The organism is Halobaculum sp. EA56 (assembly GCF_051195075.1).
In the GTDB taxonomy this organism is placed as follows: Archaea; Halobacteriota; Halobacteria; order Halobacteriales; family Haloferacaceae; genus Halobaculum.
Map to the genome: position 1 here is coordinate 1 of NZ_JBNTJX010000104.1, position 1,048 is coordinate 1,048.

Genomic DNA, 1,048 nt, shown 5'->3' on the forward strand with positions numbered 1-1,048 from the left:
GCTGTCGGGCGTGCCGTCGTCGTACCACTGCTCGGGGAGGTAGCCCGTCTCCGTCGTCAGCGGGCCGCCGTCCTCGATGAGGGCGTACAGCTCGGAGGCGCTGTCGAGCAACTCGTCGGCCGCCGCCTCGCGTCCCCGGTCGGCCAGGAACGCGCCGAGCGTCGCCGCCGCGTGCGCGCCCATGGCGGTCGCGAGCGTCCACACCTTCTCGTCGTCCTGGCCGGCGGTGCGCCACTCGTCGCCCTCGTAGCGGATCAGCCCCTCGACCGGGGAGCCGTCCGGGTCCCGGTACAGCCCGTCGAGCGTCGCGCGCACGTGGTCGACGATCCGGTCGACGTCGGCGCCGTCCGGGTCGACCCCGTCGACGGCCGCGAGCGCCGCGAGCGCGTCCGCGAGCGCGAACGTCGACGCGTCGAGCCGGTCGTCGACGTCGCCCTCGGACAGCCGCGACCCGTAGGTCCCGCTCGCCTCGTCCCACAGGGCGTCGAGGGCGTCGAACGTCTCCGCGGCGCCGTCCCGCCCGCGCGCACGCAGGTCGTCGCTGACGGGCGCGCGGGCGACGGCGGCGTACGCCTCGACGAACGTCGCCGCGGTGTGCGTGAACCGTCCGGACCGGTCCTCCCAGAGGTTCTGACACCGCTCGGGGAGGCCGTCGTCGGCGCGCGCGTCGTCCAGCGCGTCGACGCCGGCGGCGACGCTCTCGCGGACCCGTCGCTCGTCGGCCCGGGTCAGGTCGTCGCCGCGCTCGCGCAGGAGCGTCGCGAGGAAGGAGACGACGGTCGCCGTCTGGTCGGCCTGGTACTCCGCGGAGTCCTCGCGCCCCTCGACGCGCGCGTTCGCCCACCCGGGCGCCAGCGAGCCGTCGACGGCCCACACCCGGTGGGGCCACGAGCCGTCGGCCCCCTGGGTGTCGCAGTAGAAGCGGGCGCTGCGCGCGAGCGTCTCCGTGTCGAGGTCGAGGCTCAGCGGGTCGTCCGACTCCAGCAGGTGCCGGGCGATCTGTGCGTCGTCGCGGAACCACGTGTAGCCGTAGCCGCCGGAGTTCCGG

Annotated in this window: 1 protein-coding gene; it reads right to left on the minus strand. The window is 75.7% G+C overall.

Going from position 1 to position 1,048, the window contains the following annotated elements; genetic code table 11:
• On the minus strand, positions 1 to 1,048 hold a 1,048-nt coding region (locus ACQUQ1_RS22375; protein WP_435066382.1), incomplete at both ends, for a glycoside hydrolase family 15 protein.